Here is a 15886-nt window from a genome sequence, read left to right as displayed (position 1 = left end):
TTAAAAGATGGAAGAGTAGAAAACAGATTGAGCGATTGATTTCAAAAGGTTCAGAGCATCCCGACTAAAAGTCGGGAGGGTCGGGGGTTCTCCCGACTTTTGGTCGGGATCATCGCCCACCAAAGCTCCCTCATAGGGGAGTTTTTTTATTAAAGGATCATATTCTCCTCAATATTTTCTCAAATCTCACTTGTGAAGGTTATAATTCATTCTGTAATTAGCTAGAATGAGTAAAAATTACAAGTAGCATGTTAATTGATCTCTATTGTTTCATATCTTTGTATTGAAATTTTAAGGATTAAATAAACACTTAATTTTTAATCAATTATGACTAGCAAAAACAGTATTTCTCTTTCATCAGCAATTGAAGAAGGAGTTGTATTATTGGCACTTCAAAGTGCTCTGGCCATTTACCTTTATAATGGAAACCTGAGGGTAAAAACCCGCAGAAAAAACTGGTCCTCCTCCTAATCAATCTTTATCCCATCCTACTCCTAAGAATAATATTCTTACTTCCTTCTTAGATAGAAATAAAAAACGCCTGTTTAATGTTAGGAAATAAATTAATAATGTTCTTGGAATCAGGGATTAAACTATCTAATCTCACAAAAAAGGCTTAGCAAAGTTCGGTTCAACATAAATCGAAGCAACTAATTAAAAGAATTAAAAAAACAATATAAAAGTCAAAACAATGACAAAATCAATCGCAAACACTATTACGATGAATGAAACCAAAAAGGCAATAATTACTTCGTCGGATGTTAATAAGATGATGGATCGATATCATTATACCGATGATACCCGGGCTATCATTAAAAATGAAAATCTCTTGCCAACAGGTTTGTTATCAAGATTACACTCTAATTATCCAAATTATTCCGGCATCATGGAAACTTCCGAATTCATGTTTACGAAGAAAAATTATGTTGGACTTGAGGGTTTTAGGGAAATCGTTCAAATCTTGAACCAACATGGAATAGATATCGGGTTTATTGAAGAACGAGAATTTTTTATCGAAGTTTACCGTTTTTTAGCAACCAAACATGTGCTGAACTTTATTAAATGGGAAGACTTTGCGAATGACTCAGTATTTCAATTGGTTTTTCCACAACCGGGTATGATCAGGGCAGAAGCTGTCGTATTATATAAAAAGGCAAAAACTGAGTCAGAAAGAAAAAAAATCGTTGCTGATTATATGGAACTCACCAATCCTCACGATGGCAATCAGAAATTGAATAAACCCTGGTTTGAAAACGATATGGGTGAAATCGAATTTTTGGAAGGAAGTCAGCATAAATATCCACAATGCCAGTTGATTTTTGATAAAACAACACAAAGCTGTTTTGCATTTTGCAGCTATTGTTTCCGTCATGCCCAAGTTCGCGGTGACGAAGATATGTTCATTCAAAACGAAATTAAACCGGTTTTGGATTATGTAAAAAAACATAAGGAAATTACGGATATGCTTCTAACTGGAGGAGATGCAGGTTATATGCCTTTCGAACGGCTTGAGCAATACCTTCTTCCGATTATTGAAGATGAAGAATTAATGCATATTAAATCAGTCCGTATTGGTTCAAGAGCCCTTACATTTCACCCTGAAATGTTTATTAACAGTAAATACAATGACTTTTTGGAATTGTTTGGCAAGCTTATCGACCATGGAATTCAAGTGGTTTGGATGGCACACTTTTCAACTCCTCGGGAACTTCTGAACCCAAGCACCATTGCGGCTGTTCGACGACTCAGGGCTCGCGGAATAACCGTAAAAAGCCAAAGCCCCGTAATGAACCATATCAGTTTATTTACCGATAAAAATGGCAAAGTTGATATTGATCGTTCTGCTCAAAATTGGATTGATCTGGGAAATATTTTCGCCATGTTGACCATTGGTTTCCATTCCATGTATTGTGCAAGGCCTACAGGTGAACATCATTACTTTACAGTTCCTCTTGCGGAATTGAATAAAGTTTTCAGTAAAGTTTACCGCACTTTGCCTTCTATCAACCGTCCTTCAAGATATATTACCATGACTTCTTCAGCAGGAAAAATTTCAATTCTTGGAACCCTTGAGGTGAATGGAAAGAAAGCCATTGCATTGAAATTCAATGAAAGTAGAAATATGGAATGGCTTGATGAAGTTTTCTTGGCCAAATATGATGAGAAAGAAAATACAGTGGCAAATCTAAAACCATTTGAAACTGAAAAATATTTCTTCGAAGATGAATTGGTTCAGATTGAGAAGAACCTGAATGAAGCTTTAGATAAAAGAATGAAAAAGTAAAATTTCTATTCATTTTAAGCATTGACAAATGATAAATAAGATAATTAAAACGACTGCTGAAGCCGTTGCCGATATTTTTGATGGGGCAACCGTGATGATAGGTGGATTTGGTGAAGCGGGCAGCCCGATTGAATTGATCCATGCGCTCATTGATCATGGTGCAAAAAATCTTACCGTGGTAAGTAATAACACCGGTAGCGGCCATGTCGGCCTTGCAGCATTGATCGAAAACCGACAAGTTAAAAAAATGATTTGTTCATTTCCACGCACTTTAAATTCTACCGTTTTCCCAGAGTTATATCACAATGGAGAAATAGAATTAGAACTTGTGCCACAAGGTACGCTGGCAGAACGAATCAGGGCCGGTGGGGCCGGGATTCCGGCATTTTTTACCCCTGCTTCTGTAAATACGCCGCTTGCAGAAGGAAAAGAATCCCGTTTATTCAACGGTGAAACTTATGTTATGGAATATGGCATCAGAGCTGATTTTTCATTGGTAAAATGCAAAGCTGCCGACAGATACGGTAACTTAATTTATAATAAAACTGCCCGAAATTTTGGTCCTATCATGTGCACTGCAGCCGAAGTCACCATTGTTCAGGCAAAAAAGATTGTTGAATTAGGCGATCTGGATCCTGAATGTGTTGTAACCCCCGGGGTTTTTGTAAAAAGAGTAGTTGAAGTAACAAATCCGGCTGAAGAATCAAAACTGGTAAAAGAAGATAGGAGGTATCCATGGCAATAAACGAAAATATTAAAGGTTGGGATCGAAATCAAATGGCACAAAAAGTTGCATTGGACATTCCGGATGGATCCTATGTAAATCTTGGAATTGGGATTCCTGAATTGGTAGCCGGTTTTGTGCCTGAAGGACGCGAGTTTATTTATCATACCGAGAATGGTTTGCTCGGAATGGGGCCTGCTCCCGAAAAAGGCCATGAAGATCCTGAATTGATCAATGCAGGAAAAAAACATGTAACGAGTATTCCCGGTGCCTGTTATTTTCATCATGCAGATAGTTTTACCATGATACGTGGAGGCCATATTGATGTATGTGTGCTTGGAGCGATGCAAGTATCCGGAGATGGTGATTTGGCAAATTGGTCGACGGGGGAGCCTGGTGCAATACCTGCTGTAGGTGGAGCTATGGATCTTATTGCCGGTGTAAAAACTATTTTCGTTATTACCCAACATAATATTAAAACGGGTGAGCCTAAAATAGTGAAAGAATGTACATACCCTCTCACAGGTAAAAAAGTTGTCGATACAATTTATACCGACCTTGCTATCATTGATGTTAAAATGGATGGTCTTTATGTGAGGGAGCTTGCACCCGGAGTAAGTTTTGAATATTTGCAGGAGAATACCGGGGCTAAACTTAATCAGTATTCCAAATAGGTAATTATTTTATTTTAGATTATTAAGAGGAGGTTCCGGACGTACCGGAAATTAACATATGGATACTCAAATCCTTGACTCAAAAGAGCAAAAAAGAACAAGTGAAGAAATCTATCAGCAAGCTTGTAATGTACTTCCGGGGGGCGTAAGTCGAAATACTGTTTTTCGAAAACCTTATCCAAATTATGCTGCCAATGCATCCGGGATTCATGTCACTGATATAGATGGTGTGCAGAGAATTGATTTTGCCAATAATATGGCATCTTTAATTCATGGCCATGCACATCCGGCAATCGTAAGTGCAGTTATTGAACAACTTTATAAAGGAACTGCATACACTTTGGCTTCAGAAATTGAAGTCAAATATGCTCAATTATTATGTGACCGCTCTGTTGGGTTTGAAAAAATCCGATTCGTAAATTCCGGTACCGAGGCAGTTATGACGATGATTAAAGCCTCAAGAGCTTATACCGGGCGACCAAAAATCGCTAAAGCCGAAGGTGCCTATCACGGCACTTATGATTTTGCCGAAGTTAGCCAAACAGCTAATCCAACAAATTGGGGAGATCTCAATAAACCAAATAGTGTTCCGCTTGCAAATGGAACCCCTCAGGGTGTTTTAAATGATGTAATTATTTTCCCTTACAACGATATTGAAAGGACCATTGCTATTTTAAATCAGCAAGCCGATCAGATTGCTTGTGTCTTAATCGATCCGGTACCTCACCGCATTGGTTTGCTTCAGGGTACGAACGATTTTATTGAGGCGCTTTATAAATGGACCCGTGAAAATGGAGCTTTATTGGTGTTTGATGAGGTAGTTACCTTTCGTGTGAATTATGGAGGCACTCAAGATAATTTTAAGGTTAAACCCGATCTTACTGCTTTGGGTAAAATAATTGGAGGAGGCTTTCCGGTTGGCGCACTTGCCGGCCGTTCAGATGTAATGAAGGTTCTTGATCCTCGCGAAAGCAAACTTTTATTTCCTCACTCAGGCACTTTTTCAGCCAATCCAATAACAATGACTGCAGGTTATGCTGCCATGAATTTATTCGATAGGGAAGCAGTGCTAAAACTAAATGCCTTAACTCAAAAGGCGATTGATCAGATTCAGGAAGCCATTATAATTGCAGATGTTCCGGTCTCTATTACCGGAGCCGGGTCAATGTTCCGGATTCATCTGAAAGTCAAACCTCCAACAACTTACCGTGAGGCTTATCAAACAAAAGAGGAAACGGCTGTAGTAAATGAATTGCTTGACTATCTTTATTTTAAAGAGAATTTAATTATGATCAATACCTGTGCATGTATGTTCTCAACCGTTCTTACGCAGAATGAAGTTAACAAATTGTCGGAAGCATTGCTGAATGGCTTCAGAATAATAAAGCCTAAACTTGAAAAATTATGTTAAACCGTAAAAACTAGATTATGACCGAAGTGTTTATTTGTGACGCAATCCGAACCCCTGTGGGCCGCTATGGCGGAGTCCTTTCATCTGTAAGAGCTGATGATCTTGCTGCAATTCCTTTAAAAGCCTTGATGGAAAGAAATCCAAACTTGGATTGGCTGGCTGTTGATGATGTAATTATGGGATGTGCGAACCAGGCAGGCGAGGATAATAGGAATGTTGCACGGATGGCGCTTCTTTTGGCAGGTTACTCAGAAACCATTTCCGGAACAACAATGAATCGACTTTGCGGTTCTGGAATGGATGCCATTGGCACTGCAGCCAGAGCGATCAGATCGGGTGAGGCTGAATTGGTCATTGCCGGTGGAGCTGAAAGCATGTCGCGTGCCCCATTTGTAATGGGAAAAGCCGAAAGTGAATTTTCAAGGGAACAGAAATTTTATGATACAACCATGGGTTGGCGTTTTATTAACAAAGCGCTCGATAAAAAATACGGTACAGAATCGATGATTCAGACAGCAGAGAATATTGCAAAAGATTTCAATATCAGCCGCGAAGATCAGGATAAATTTGCCCAATGGAGTCAGGAGAAGGCTGCAAAAGCTCAAGCTGATGGATCGTTGGACAGGGAAATTATTCCAGTATCGATCCCGCAACGAAAAGGTGATCCAATTATTGTAAACAAAGACGAGCATCCTCGCTTATCAAGTTTGGAGAAAATGGCATCCTTGAAGCCTGTCCTGGGTCCCGACTGTGTTATTACAGCCGGAAATGCTTCAGGGATTAACGATGGTGCAGCAGCCTTAATTATTGCTTCTGAAAAAGCAGTAAAAAAATATAATTTGAAACCGATTGCCAAAATTCTTGGAATGAAAACAGCCGGTGTTCTTCCACGGATTATGGGAATGGGACCTGTTCCTGCCACCAACAAACTGTTAAAGCATCTTGGCTTAACCCTTAATGACATGGATATTATTGAATTGAACGAAGCTTTCGCTGCGCAAGCATTGGGCTGTAGTCGTGAACTTGGTTTGGCCGATAACGATCCAAGGATCAATCCACTTGGAGGAGCGATTGCATTAGGACATCCTTTAGGAATGAGTGGTGCAAGGTTGATAACAACAGCCGTTTATCAGATGCAAAATTCAGATGCGAAAAAAGCACTTTGTACCATGTGTATAGGAGTTGGACAGGGTATAGCTGTAGTACTTGAGAAAGTATAGTGCAATTTGCAATACGATAAAATTATTTACAAAAAAAGCTGCCTAAATCAGGGCAGCTTTTTTTGTTGGAAAATGGTTCTCTATTTTTTATTCTTCACATATTTCATTAACCATTGATCTGATTCCCATAAAACGTGCAAAATAGATTCATAAGATGCATAACCATGGCTTTCAGCCGGTAACATCACCAAGCGAACGGTCGCACCATGACCCTTCAGCGCATTGTAATAACGCTCACTCTGTAATGGGAACGTACCTGAATTATTATCAGCCAAACCATGAGTCATTAATAATGGTGTTTTCATCTTGTCGGCATGCATGAAAGGTGCCATTTGGTTATAAACATCGGGTGCTTCCCAGTAAGTTCTTTCTTCCGATTGGAATCCAAATGGTGTTAAAGTTCTGTTATATGCACCGCTTCGGGCAAGTCCTGCAGCAAATAAATCAGAATGGCTTAACAAGTTAGCCGTCATGAATGCTCCATAACTATGACCTCCTACCGCAACGCGTTTTCGATCAACAATACCCATTTCATCAAGTGCATCTATAGCTGCTTTTGCGTTAGCCACCAATTGTGGAATAAATAAGTCGTTAGGTTCCGTTTCGCCAACTCCGATAATAGGGAATTCTGCATTTTCGAGAATTGCAAAACCTCTTTTAACCCAAAAAATTGGTGAACCATAATTGATTCGTGTAAAACGATGTGGAGAAGTACGAACTTGTCCTGCTGTTTTTGGATCTTTGTATTCACGCGGATAGGCCCACATGAGCATAGGAATTCTACCATCTTTGGTTTTATCATAACCGGCAGGCAAATACATAGTTGCGGTCAAATCAACACCATCAGCTCTTTTGTATTTGATGAATTCTTTGGTTACGCCTTCCATTGCTTTATATGGATTTGGGAAAAAGGTAATTTGTTTGGGAGCATCTTTTTTCTTGAAGTTGCGCAGATAATAATTTGCATTTTCAGATGCTGATTCAATACTGGTAATCATTACACCTTTCTTCAAATCAATAAAAAACAAATTACCTCTGAATCCAATACTTTCATAAGTGCTGATTCCGTCGGCACGCCAAATTTCTTTGGTGGTTTTTTTAGTTAAATCATATTGATTCAGAAATGGTCGATTTCCTTCCGGAGAATATCCTTCACCGCTTAAGTATAGATATCGGTCTTTTTCAACTAGCAATACATTCCTTCCGTATTGATTTTCAATAGTCACAAAGCTTCCGGGATCCTGATAAATATCTTCAGAATTGAGGTTAAATAATATTTCGGGTTTAATATTATCAATAGAGGGATTGATTTTGTAGACCAATGATTCACGAGTACTCCTCCAATTGTCATAAGCAATGGCAATTTTATCATTTCCCCATGTCATGCCTCTGAATCGGTTTTTAACCGAAACAATATGGTTTTTATTATTCAGATCGAAAGGATAATCGGTTGTATAAACCGCATCGCGAAATTCTGCTTTTGTTTTAGGATTTCCTTCGTCAAGTGCTTCAACCCAATAAATTGAAGCCGGCTTATCCGATCTCCAACTGACTCTTCTGGGTCCTTTCTCAACTGCATCAAAACCACTGGGGACTTCTTCGATGAGAGGGATTTCCTGAATTACCCGGATAAATTTGCCATCTTTATCCAACAAACTTAAAACTGTAGGGAACTGGTTAAAAGGAACTAAATAAGAATAGGGTTTCTTGATGGTTTCTGTAATAATATATTCACTGTTTGGAGAAACAGAAAACCCACTATAGATATTTGCTTCTGTTAAATTTGTTGTGTTACCTTCCAGATCAACTCTTACCAACATTGAGCCTGCAAAATAATCAAAATTAGCCTCATCAGCTTTATCTTTGAGCAAATCCTGATAGGTTCTTGAAGGAGCTGTTTTTCCTAAGTTTTCCTGAACAACCGGTCCGGTTGGAGTCTCATCAGCTTGGGTCAAACTTCCACGATCGGGGTTGATAAAACTACAAATGAAAGACATTCCGTTAGCAGCCCAGTTATAGCTACCGCCAAATATACCATTTAGCACAGCTTTGGTTAATTTTTTGGCTTCTTTCGATTGAACATCAAAATACCACAATTCAATACCTTTATTGGTAGTATTTGTGAAAGCTACCTTTTGGTAATCAGGCGACCAGGATACCCCACTTATTTTAGCTTTTTCCGGCAAGCCGGTTATCTGAAATTCTTCGCCACTTGTAACATTTTTTAGGGTGATATTTGTATTGAAATTTGTACGACTACCACCATTGGTTTTAGGATTGATACGTAAACCGGCAAGCTTATACTCTAAAGCCGATACTTCGTCTATCGATTTAAAGGGAACATTTTCGAGCAGGATCATCCATACACCATTATTATCTAAACGAACAGATGGGGTTAATGGGCTGTTTATTAACTCCAGAATTTCTTTTGGCGGAGTTTGATATTTAAGGTCGACTTGGGCATTGCTTTGAAAGCTAATCAGCAAAAATAAACCCATTAATAATTTAAAAATAATTTGTTTTTTCATGTGTTGGAATATTTAGTTGGATTAAGTTTTATTGCAATAAAGTTTTTTCATTTTCTCAATGTTCTGGTTGTCATTTTTTAACTTGCCTTCTCTCTTGGGAGTTAGGTTAAAGTTTTCAGGATATCTGGCGGTTATATTACGATAAAAATCCTGTATTATTTTTAAATCTTCCTCGTAATTGCCACTAGGATAAACAACCGGGCCCACCCCGGCTTCCTTCTTTGCATAATCGGCATATCCCATGGCAATTGGTACATTTGCTTGTAAAGCAATGTGATAAAATCCTTTTTTCCAACGAGTGGTTAATTTCCTGGTACCTTCAGGCGTGATGAGAACGTACAATGAATCGGTTTGATTGAATAGATCAACAACCTGATCAATCATATTATTTTTTTTCCCACGGTCAACGGCAATACCACCCCAACTCCTTAATATCGATCCTAGTGGGAAAAAGAAAACTTCTTTTTTAATCAGGAAAGTTAATTTCACCCCAATTGCAAAATAAGCAAGTCGCCCAACAAGAAAATCGACATTACTGGTGTGTGGTGCTGCAATTACAACACATTTATCAACACCAGGAGGGATAATCCCGTTGAGTTTCCATCCCCAGATTTTTAAAATAATTCTAGCAATTAATTTCAAACTTTGTACGAATTGAGTTTTGTAAATATAAATAAATATTTGTGAGCTATAAATTGATTCGATGCACAAATTGAGAAATTGTGAATTAAATATATAAAGCTATGGATTGGCTAGAGCAATGCTGCAATTTTGCTAATAAAAATCAATATTTTAACTAAATTGTTGATTGTGCATAAGTTAAAATTCTATCTCCAAATCCAGCAGGTCCTTTAAGTCCTGAAGAGCCGGGTTTTTTTTCTTCATCTCATCAAATTTTTCTTCGTCGGTATATGCCGTATTATTTTCTTCCTTTTCAGTAATAACCGACTGTAAGGTTAATTGTTGATTCTGGAGATGTTCCTTTAAATAAGCCTGGACTTTGTTTATATTCTGACGATCATTTGCAATTACCTTATTATCGGTTTTAAATACAACTAAATAATTATCCTTTAATATTGGAGTGTATTTCCGAAGAGCGTTAACAAAACTGGGCGTTTGATTTGCTTCTGAAGATAAATAATTGCTCCATTGAGTTTCCAAGTCTTCTTGTGTAAAATCGGTGTCGGGCAACAAAGGAATAGTGCTTTTATAAGTGCTTGCTTCTTCTTCAACTTTATTGGTATTGCCTTTGATTGAAATACTGCCCGGCATTCTGGTGCCCGTCTTTTTTTGAACCGACTTTGGTTCGAGATCCTTCACAGGTAATGTTTTATGCTCATTTACAATGGTTGGCTTCGCCACTGTTTGAGGTTCATTTATCAACGGTTTTGGGATTGGTTCACTGACAATTGATTTTGTAGATTGGCTTTCAGTTTTTTTTTGAGGAGGAATGATGATCGTCTCAGATTGAGGAGGCAAGGCTCCTGATTTTAAGGAACACATTTGCATCAAACTTAATTCTAAACGCAAACGCTTATTATTACTGCCTCTATATTCAATATCACAATGGTTGATAATCTCCAAACCCTTTATTAAAAACATGATATCTGCCTGGTCAGCTTGCTCGGCATAGCGACTTTTAATATTTTCGCCTACCTCTAATAAGGATAAGGTTGCTTTATCTTTGCAAACTAAAAGATTTCGTAAATGTTCGGCAAGACCAATAATAAAATGTTGTCCGTCGAATCCATTTTCAAAAATATCGTTGAGGATAAGTAATGAGTTGGTAATGTCATTTTTAAGCGCAGCACCAACGATTTTAAAATAATAATCGTAATCCAAAATATTCAGATTATCGATCACATTTTTATAAGTGATATTTGATCTTGAGAAACTTACAATTTGATCAAAAATAGAAAGGGCATCTCTTAAGGCGCCATCTGCTTTTTGTGCAATAATATGTAAGGCATCTGATTCGGCTTCGATATGCTCGTTTTGTGCAACGAATTTCAGATGATTCGCAATATCTTCAACCCCAATCCTTTTAAAATCAAAAATTTGACAGCGTGATAAAATGGTTGGGATAATTTTATGCTTTTCGGTAGTAGCCAAAATAAATTTGGCATATGGAGGTGGTTCCTCCAAAGTCTTTAAAAATGCATTAAAAGCGTTTGACGACAGCATGTGAACCTCATCAATGATATAAACTTTATATTTACCAACCTGAGGGGGAATTCGAACTTGTTCAACCAGATTGCGAATATCTTCAACGGAGTTATTAGATGCCGCATCCAATTCATGAATATTAAAAGAAGCCGCGTTATTAAAGGAAGTACATGATTCACATTTGTTACAGGCTTCAATGTTTTCAGAGAGATTTTGACAATTAATTGTTTTTGCCATGATCCGGGCACAGGTTGTTTTACCAATTCCTCTGGGGCCGCAAAATAAAAATGCCTGAGCTAAAATATTGTTTTTGATGGCATTCTTTAGTGTTGAGGTAATTGAGTTTTGTCCAACCACGGTGTCGAATGTGGCAGGCCTGTACTTTCGTGCAGAAACAATAAAATTTTCCATAATCAGTTTCGGGTATATTTTTCCGTTCAAAAATAAGAAAAAAACAGCATTACTAACGCAATTAGATGATTAATGACAGAATCAACGGTACATTGATAGCAGGAACAGAAGAGTATGAAAAAAGAACACGGATTGCAATAATTAGAAGCTTTTCAAACTTGGATTTTGCTTTATTTAGGACTTTTAACATACTTATTTGGTACTATAAGAACTATCTTTGTTGTAAATAAGCACATTTTATTTAGGTTATTATGATCCTGATTTATTCAAATGTAATCTCTTCACGACTTAAATATGTTTTAAAATTGCTTTTTAATGATATTCTAAAAACGGAATATCAAATAAGTAGTAATCTTAATGGATTTAATGAAAGCAAGGATGCAAAGATCAATTACTCAGATCTGCCTATTCAAAGTGCAATCTCAATGCGCCCTTCGGATTTGCTCTTTGAAACACACATTGCCGAAAAAGAGATCATTGTTGAAGAATGGGAAGGTTTACCTGTTTTTTTCAAGACTGATAAAAATGCGGATGTTCCTTATGATATTTTTTCAGTACTTTTTTATTTGGTTTCGAGATATGAAGAATATCTGGAGCCCAAAAGCCTGGATCAGCATGGTCGATTTAAGGCAGAATCATCGATTGCCTTTAAACATCATTTCCTGGAACAACCTTTGGTTAACCAAATTGCCCTGAAGCTTAAAGAAATAATAGTCTTAAAATATTCCGAGATCACCTTTCTTCAATCCGAATATCAGTATATCCCAACCATTGATGTGGATATTGCTTTTTCTTATATTGGGAAGGGATTCTGGAGAAATAGCGGAGGCATCATCAGGTCAATTCTGCAACTAAAATTCAAACACCTAACCGAAAGAGTAAACGTTTTAATGAATCTTATCCCTGATCCATACAATAATTTTGACTTTATCCTTAGCAAACTTGATCAAGAGAAATACAATGCCATCATTTTTATGAACCTCGGGAAATATGGCAGGTACGATAAAAATATTTCATTTCAGAATTTAAAGTTCTTTCGTTTGCTTAAGGACTTGCATGAAAAAGCTCAAGTCAATATCCATCCTTCGTATGCTTCTAATTCGGATTTAAGTTTATTAAAAGATGAAATCGCAAAACTCGAGCATATTTTAGGAGGAGATGTTATTAGATCTCGGCAACATTTTCTGATTCTAAACTTTCCGGAAACATACAGGAACCTTATTAGCCTTGGAATTATTGAAGATTATTCCTTAGGATATCCGTCTCAGTTAGGATTCAGGGCCAGTATATGCACCCCTTTCAGGTTTTATGATTTATTGAATGAGGAAGAAACCCAATTGGTGATCCGGCCATTTGCTTTCATGGATGGGACGATGACCGATTACCTGAAATTAAATTCGGCCGATATGATAAAACAGCTCAAACTCATTTCTGATTCGGTAAGAAGGGTAAAAGGTGATTTAATTGGAATTTGGCATAATTCATCGCTTGCCGAAGATGAAGAATTAAAAAAACTATTCGTAGAAACATTATCAATTTTAAAATAGATGGAAATACGATATCTGAAAAATCATGAAATTGATAAAATGAAATGGGACACTTGTATTTCTAAATCATTCAATGGAATTATATATGCCTATTCATGGTACCTGGATATTGTGTGTGAGGATTGGGATGCCTTAATTGACGGAGATTATTTGCGGGTATTTCCTTTACCCGTCAAACGAAAATTTGGGAACAACTTAGTATATCAGCCATTTTTCACCCAGCAACTTGGTGTGATTTCACAAAATATTCTTACACAGGAGGTGGTTGCCGAATTCTTGAATGCCATCCCAGAAACATTTAATTATATTGAAATCCAACTGAATAATTTTAATAAAGTTGACCAAGCTAAATTCGAAATTAAGCCATTTTTAAACCATGAACTGGACCTGATCAATAGTTATGAAAACATCAAAAAAAGATATACCGAGAATTTAAAAAGAAAGTTAAAAAAAACTGCTGAATCCGGTCTCTTTATTAATATCAATGCCAACCCGGATGAAATAGTCAAACTATTCATCAATAATAAGGGCAGGCATATTCCCCAATTAAGAGAAAACAATTATATAAGCCTCCGAAGAATTATTTATACTGCAATTCATCGGGGCATTGCACAAGTTTATGGGGTTTACGATTCAACGAATATATTATGTGCAGGTGGGTTTTTTCTGGTTTCAAACCGTAAAATCACTTTTCTTTTTTCGGGTTTAAGTAAGGAAGGCAGGGAAACGAATTCAATGGCTTTTTTGCTTGATCAGGTGATCAAAGTAAATAGCAACCAGCATCTTACTTTCGATTTTGAAGGATCAAACGATCCCGGATTGGCAAAATTCTACAAGAGTTTTGGTTCAAAAGAGATTATTTATTATCATTTGATCATTAACAGATTGAATATAATTTGTAAAATTGGACTGAAGTTGTGGCGTAAATCTAAGTTCAAGCTATCATGACAAATTAATCGAAGTAATAATTTTCTTTTTAGTACATTTGTGAATCACTAAACTTGATGTATATGGTTTATATTCTGGGTAAACATAACAGTTTGTTAAATCAGTTTTTATCTGAGCTCAGAGATGAGCACATTCAATTGGATCGTTATCGCTTTCGAAAGAATCTGGAACGACTGGGTGAGATTTTTGCGTATGAAATCAGTAAAAAGCTGGAATATGAACAGAAAGATGTTACTACACCTTTGGGTGTAGCCAATGTATCTGTACTGGCCGAACATCCTGTTCTTTCCACAATTTTCAGAGCTGGTTTACCCTTGCATCAAGGGATGTTGAATTTCTTTGATCATGCTGATAATGCCTTTATTTCAGCATATCGCAAGTATCATAAAAATCAAAAATTTGATATTCGGATTGAATATTCTTCAAGCCCTGATCTTGATGGTCGAGTATTAATTCTTTCGGATGTGATGTTGGCAACAGGAGCATCAATCGTTTTAGCATACAGAGAGCTGCTTCATATGGGAAATCCAAAGCATACCCATATTGTAGCTGCGGTTGCAAGCGCAGAAGGGGTTGAATATATTAAGAAAAATTTACCATCGACCAAAGTTACCCTTTGGGTAGGTGCTGTTGATGATGAATTGACTGCCCAATCATACATTGTTCCCGGCTTGGGCGATGCCGGTGATTTGGCCTATGGTAAAAAAAACAATTCTGATAAATAACATTTATGACAAAATTTCTGATCATAGAAAATATTAAAATTTCACTTGAGTCTATTCGGTCGCATATGTTGAGGAGCATTCTCACTGTACTGATCATTGCATTTGGGATAATGGCACTCGTTGGTATTCTGACTGCTATTGATTCAATTAAATACAACTTAACCGACAGTTTCGCGATGATGGGTGCAAATACTTTTACCATCAGAAATAGAGAAATTATGATACGTATGGGAGGTGGAGGTAATGATGCCAAAAGATTCAGGTCGATTACTATTGATGAAGCACTGACTTTTAAAGAAGAGTTTAAAATCCCATCAACTGTTTCAGTTTATACCTATGGGACCGGTACAGCTACCTTAAAATATGAATCTGAAAAAACAGATCCAAATGTTCCGGTAATTGGTTCTGATGATGGTTATTTAATAACTTCGGGATTGGAGATTGAAAAAGGGAGAAATTTCAATGTAAATGAAGTGCATTTCGGAAATAATGTTGCCATTATTGGAAGCGAGGTCGCAAAAAGATTGTTTAAATCAAATATTGACCCAATCGACAAAATTATTTCTATTGGACCTGGAAAGTATAAAGTGATTGGGGTGTTGAAAGAGAAAGGCTCAAGTGTTGGCTCGAGTGATCGTGTGGCAGTTGTACCGATTACCAATGTAAGGCAGTATTTTTCAAGAGCAAACATGAGTTATACAATTAATGTAATGACTGCCAGAGTGGAAGATACAGAGTCCGCAATAGGCGAAGCAACAGGATTATTTCGTGTAATACGCGATGATAAACTAGGAGAAGTAGATACCTTTGGAATTGCAAAAAGCGACCTCATTGCCGATACACTAATAAGTATGATGAGCTATGTTACCATGGCCGCAACATTTATTGGACTGATTACCTTGCTTGGAGCGGCCATCGGTTTAATGAACATTATGCTGGTGTCAGTGACCGAACGAACAAGGGAAATTGGTATCAGAAAGGCAATGGGTGCGACAAGCATAACAATTAGGAATCAATTTTTTGTCGAAGCTATCGTAATAGGACAAATTGGTGGTATTTTAGGAATTGTATTAGGGATTTTGATAGGAAATATTCTTTCTTTGTCCATCGGAAGTGCTTTTATTATTCCTTGGTTATGGATTTTGCTGGGTGTTGTTTTGTGTTTTATAGTAGCCATTATTTCAGGAATCATTCCTGCAAATAAAGCAGCACGACTTGATCCAATCGATGCTTTGCGATACGAATAAT

The 15886-nt window shown here is 37.2% G+C and carries 13 protein-coding genes; 10 read left to right on the top strand and 3 right to left on the bottom strand.

What is annotated here, in order from left to right; genetic code table 11:
- The first annotated feature begins 327 nt into the window (after positions 1-327).
- From KKG99_13740 to pcaF, 6 genes are all read left to right on the top strand, one after another.
- Complete coding sequence (locus tag KKG99_13740) at positions 328-471, top strand: hypothetical protein (GenBank protein MBU1014056.1); 144 nt, start codon at positions 328-330, stop codon at positions 469-471.
- Positions 472-772: 301 nt separating this feature from the next.
- Positions 773-2284 carry a hypothetical protein gene (locus tag KKG99_13735; GenBank protein MBU1014055.1) on the top strand — a complete coding sequence of 504 codons (1512 nt, stop codon included), beginning with the start codon at positions 773-775 and terminating at the stop codon, positions 2282-2284.
- A 28-nt stretch (positions 2285-2312) separates the two neighbouring features.
- Positions 2313-3029, top strand: a complete 717-nt coding sequence (locus KKG99_13730) for a 3-oxoacid CoA-transferase subunit A (protein ID MBU1014054.1) — start codon at positions 2313-2315, stop codon at positions 3027-3029.
- Complete coding sequence (locus tag KKG99_13725) at positions 3020-3682, top strand: 3-oxoacid CoA-transferase subunit B (protein ID MBU1014053.1); 663 nt, start codon at positions 3020-3022, stop codon at positions 3680-3682. The genes KKG99_13730 and KKG99_13725 overlap by 10 nt, the downstream gene beginning before the upstream one ends.
- 58 nt (positions 3683-3740) lie before the next feature.
- On the top strand, positions 3741-5093 hold the full coding sequence (locus tag KKG99_13720) for an aspartate aminotransferase family protein (protein MBU1014052.1): 1353 nt from the start codon (positions 3741-3743) through the stop codon (positions 5091-5093).
- A gap of 17 nt (positions 5094-5110) precedes the next feature.
- Entirely contained in the window at positions 5111-6313 is a 1203-nt protein-coding gene (gene pcaF / locus KKG99_13715) for a 3-oxoadipyl-CoA thiolase (protein MBU1014051.1), read from the top strand.
- 80 nt (positions 6314-6393) lie between these two features.
- Here pcaF and KKG99_13710 read toward each other — a convergent pair whose 3' ends face one another.
- From KKG99_13710 to KKG99_13700, 3 genes are all read right to left on the bottom strand, one after another.
- Positions 6394-8841, bottom strand: a complete 2448-nt coding sequence (locus KKG99_13710; GenBank protein MBU1014050.1) for a prolyl oligopeptidase family serine peptidase — start codon at positions 8839-8841, stop codon at positions 6394-6396.
- A 21-nt stretch (positions 8842-8862) separates the two neighbouring features.
- Complete coding sequence (locus tag KKG99_13705) at positions 8863-9483, bottom strand: lysophospholipid acyltransferase family protein (protein ID MBU1014049.1); 621 nt, start codon at positions 9481-9483, stop codon at positions 8863-8865.
- 177 nt (positions 9484-9660) lie between these two features.
- Complete coding sequence (locus tag KKG99_13700) at positions 9661-11418, bottom strand: DNA polymerase III subunit gamma/tau (GenBank protein ID MBU1014048.1); 1758 nt, start codon at positions 11416-11418, stop codon at positions 9661-9663.
- A gap of 251 nt (positions 11419-11669) precedes the next feature.
- Here KKG99_13700 and KKG99_13695 point away from each other — a divergent pair, with 251 nt between their 5' ends.
- From KKG99_13695 to KKG99_13680, 4 genes are all read left to right on the top strand, one after another.
- The gene (locus KKG99_13695) at positions 11670-12965 is read left to right on the top strand and encodes a polysaccharide deacetylase family protein (protein ID MBU1014047.1); all 1296 of its coding nucleotides are present in this window, start codon (positions 11670-11672) and stop codon (positions 12963-12965) included.
- A complete protein-coding gene (locus tag KKG99_13690) occupies positions 12966-13913 on the top strand; it encodes a hypothetical protein (GenBank protein MBU1014046.1) in 948 nt (315 codons plus the stop codon).
- A gap of 62 nt (positions 13914-13975) precedes the next feature.
- Positions 13976-14638: a uracil phosphoribosyltransferase gene (gene upp / locus KKG99_13685; GenBank protein MBU1014045.1), complete on the top strand. Its 663-nt coding sequence runs from the start codon at positions 13976-13978 to the stop codon at positions 14636-14638.
- Between the two features lie 5 nt (positions 14639-14643).
- On the top strand, positions 14644-15885 hold the full coding sequence (locus KKG99_13680) for an ABC transporter permease (GenBank protein MBU1014044.1): 1242 nt from the start codon (positions 14644-14646) through the stop codon (positions 15883-15885).
- The last annotated feature ends 1 nt before the right edge of the window (position 15886 follow it).

The organism is Bacteroidota bacterium, assembly GCA_018816945.1.
GTDB lineage: Bacteria > Bacteroidota > Bacteroidia > Bacteroidales.
This window is presented reverse-complemented; position numbering and strand designations above follow the sequence as displayed.

Excerpts from the sequence above, each read along its gene's own strand:
- KKG99_13740 (MBU1014056.1), top strand. The coding sequence starts at position 328 with ATGACTAGCAAAAACAGTATTTCTCTTTCATCAGCAATTGAAGAAGGA.
- KKG99_13735 (MBU1014055.1), top strand. The coding sequence starts at position 773 with ATGGATCGATATCATTATACCGATGATACCCGGGCTATCATTAAAAAT.
- KKG99_13730 (MBU1014054.1), top strand. The coding sequence starts at position 2,313 with ATGATAAATAAGATAATTAAAACGACTGCTGAAGCCGTTGCCGATATT.
- KKG99_13725 (MBU1014053.1), top strand. The coding sequence starts at position 3,020 with ATGGCAATAAACGAAAATATTAAAGGTTGGGATCGAAATCAAATGGCA.
- KKG99_13720 (MBU1014052.1), top strand. The coding sequence starts at position 3,741 with ATGGATACTCAAATCCTTGACTCAAAAGAGCAAAAAAGAACAAGTGAA.
- pcaF (MBU1014051.1), top strand. The coding sequence starts at position 5,111 with ATGACCGAAGTGTTTATTTGTGACGCAATCCGAACCCCTGTGGGCCGC.
- KKG99_13710 (MBU1014050.1), bottom strand. The coding sequence starts at position 8,841 with ATGAAAAAACAAATTATTTTTAAATTATTAATGGGTTTATTTTTGCTG.
- KKG99_13700 (MBU1014048.1), bottom strand. The coding sequence starts at position 11,418 with ATGGAAAATTTTATTGTTTCTGCACGAAAGTACAGGCCTGCCACATTC.
- KKG99_13695 (MBU1014047.1), top strand. The coding sequence starts at position 11,670 with ATGATCCTGATTTATTCAAATGTAATCTCTTCACGACTTAAATATGTT.
- KKG99_13690 (MBU1014046.1), top strand. The coding sequence starts at position 12,966 with ATGGAAATACGATATCTGAAAAATCATGAAATTGATAAAATGAAATGG.
- upp (MBU1014045.1), top strand. The coding sequence starts at position 13,976 with ATGGTTTATATTCTGGGTAAACATAACAGTTTGTTAAATCAGTTTTTA.
- KKG99_13680 (MBU1014044.1), top strand. The coding sequence starts at position 14,644 with ATGACAAAATTTCTGATCATAGAAAATATTAAAATTTCACTTGAGTCT.